This is a genomic window from Chryseobacterium polytrichastri (assembly GCF_900142445.1).
Taxonomy (GTDB): domain Bacteria; phylum Bacteroidota; class Bacteroidia; order Flavobacteriales; family Weeksellaceae; genus Chryseobacterium; species Chryseobacterium polytrichastri.
In genome coordinates this window covers 1-2767 of record NZ_FRAV01000077.1, presented here as the reverse complement: position 1 = coordinate 2767, position 2767 = coordinate 1, and the positions used below count along the sequence as shown (strand labels likewise).

1 rRNA gene is annotated in these 2767 nt (G+C 49.1%); it reads left to right on the top strand.

The features are described from left to right. Nucleotides 1-5: 5 nt before the first annotated feature. Nucleotides 6-2765: ribosomal RNA gene (locus BUB80_RS22905) — 23S ribosomal RNA — on the top strand. Nucleotides 2766-2767 lie beyond the last annotated feature (2 nt).

Sequence of the window (2767 nt, the reverse complement as noted above, 5' to 3'; positions counted from 1 at the left end):
ATAGGAAAGAAATCGTTAAGGGCGTATGGCGGATGCCTAGGCTTTCAGAGGCGAAGAAGGACGCGGTAAGCTGCGAAAAGCTGCGGGGATCGGCACACACGAATTGATCCGCAGATGTCCGAATGGGGCAACCCGGCATGTTGAAGACATGTCACTCCGCAAGGAGAGCAAACCCGGAGAACTGAAACATCTAAGTACCCGGAGGAAAAGAAATCGAAGAGATTCCGTAAGTAGTGGCGAGCGAACGCGGATTAGCCCAAAAGTCTTTATATATTTAAAAGAATGTTCTGGAAAGAACAGCCATAGAGGGTGATAGCCCCGTATTTGAAAGGTATATTTAGATGATAAATGAGTAGGGCGGGACACGTGAAATCCTGTCTGAATATGGGGGGACCATCCTCCAAGGCTAAATACTCCTGAAAGACCGATAGTGAACAAGTACTGTGAAGGAAAGGTGAAAAGCACTTCGAATAGAAGGGTGAAATAGAACCTGAAACCGTACGCCTACAAGCGGTCGGAGCCCACATGTTGGGTGACGGCGTGCCTTTTGCATAATGAGCCTACGAGTTAATGTTACTAGCGAGGTTAAGGACTTCAGGTCCGGAGCCGGAGCGAAAGCGAGTCTGAATAGGGCGCTTAGTTAGTAGTATTAGACGCGAAACCTTGTGATCTACCCATGGGCAGGTTGAAGCTTTGGTAACACAAAGTGGAGGACCGAACCGGTTGACGTTGAAAAGTCTTCGGATGACCTGTGGGTAGGGGTGAAAGGCCAATCAAACTGGGAGATAGCTCGTACTCCCCGAAATGCATTTAGGTGCAGCGTCGTGTATAAGTTTATTAGAGGTAGAGCTACTGATTGGATGCGGGGGAGTCAAATCCTACCAATTCCTGACAAACTCCGAATGCTAATAAATGTTCCACGGCAGTGAGGGCGCGGGTGCTAAGGTCCGTGTCCGAGAGGGAAAGAACCCAGACCAACAGCTAAGGTCCCCAAATCTCTATTAAGTTGAAGCAACGCGGTTGGACTGCATTGACAGCTAGGATGTTGGCTTGGAAGCAGCCATTCATTTAAAGAGTGCGTAACAGCTCACTAGTCGAGCGGTCCGGCATGGATAATAATCGGGCATAAATAGAGTACCGAAGCTATGGATTTACAACTTAGGGTTGTATCTGGTAGGGGAGCATTCTGTTTGCACAGAAGCAGTGGCGTGAGCCATTGTGGAGCGAACAGAAAAGAAAATGTAGGCATAAGTAACGATAAAGCGGGCGAGAAACCCGCTCACCGAAAGACTAAGGTTTCCTCAGCCATGCTAATCAGCTGAGGGTTAGTCGGGACCTAACGCGAACCCGAAAGGGGTAGTGGATGGACAATGGGTTAATATTCCCATACTTGCTCACACTAAAAAGGGGACGGAGTGCCGTACTTACTGGAGACTGACGGAATAGTCAAGACCTAGCCTTCGGGCGAAGTTGTTGTAAGGAAAGTGCTTCCAAGAAAAGCCGAAGTGAAGCAACCCGTACCAAAACCGACACAGGTAGTCGAGGAGAGAATCCTAAGGTGCTAGAGTGAATCATGGTTAAGGAACTAGGCAAAATAGTCTCGTAACTTCGGGAGAAGAGACGCCACCAGCAATGGTGGCCGCAGTAAAAAGGCCCAGGCGACTGTTTATCAAAAACACAGGACTCTGCTAAATCGAAAGATGCTGTATAGGGTCTGACACCTGCCCGGTGCTGGAAGGTTAAGGAAGGGCGTTAGCAGTAATGCGAAGCGTTTGACTGAAGCCCCAGTAAACGGCGGCCGTAACTATAACGGTCCTAAGGTAGCGAAATTCCTTGTCGGGTAAGTTCCGACCTGCACGAATGGTGTAACGATCTGGGCACTGTCTCAACCATGAGCTCTGTGAAATTGTAGTCTCGGTGAAGATGCCGAGTACCCGCAATGGGACGAAAAGACCCTGTGAACCTTTACTATAACTTCGTATTGACTTTGAGTAAGTAATGTGTAGGATAGGTGGGAGACTTTGAAGCAGGCACGCTAGTGTTTGTGGAGTCAACGTTGAAATACCACCCTTTACTTACTTGGAGCCTAACTTCTTTTAGAAGGACATTGCGTGGTGGGTAGTTTGACTGGGGTGGTCGCCTCCAAAAGAGTAACGGAGGCTTTCAAAGGTACCCTCAGCACGCTTGGTAACCGTGCGTAGAGTGTAATGGCATAAGGGTGCTTGACTGTGAGACCTACAAGTCGATCAGGTGCGAAAGCAGGACATAGTGATCCGGTGGTTCCGTATGGAAGGGCCATCGCTCATAGGATAAAAGGTACTCCGGGGATAACAGGCTAGTCTCCCCCAAGAGCTCATATCGACGGGGAGGTTCGGCACCTCGATGTCGGCTCGTCACATCCTGGGGCTGGAGAAGGTCCCAAGGGTTGGGCTGTTCGCCCATTAAAGTGGCACGCGAGCTGGGTTCAGAACGTCGTGAGACAGTTCGGTCTCTATCTATTGCGGGCGTTAGATGTTTGAGAGGGCTTGATTCTAGTACGAGAGGACCGAATTGAACAAACCTCTGGTGTATCAGTTGTTCCGCCAGGAGCACCGCTGAGTAGCTACGTTTGGAAGAGATAAGCACTGAAAGCATATAAGTGCGAAACTCGCCTCAAGATGAGACATCTTTTAAGGGTCGTTGGAGATGACGACGTTGATAGGCTACAGGTGTAAAGTTGGTAACAGCATAGCCGAGTAGTACTAATTACCCGTAGATTTATTGCCTA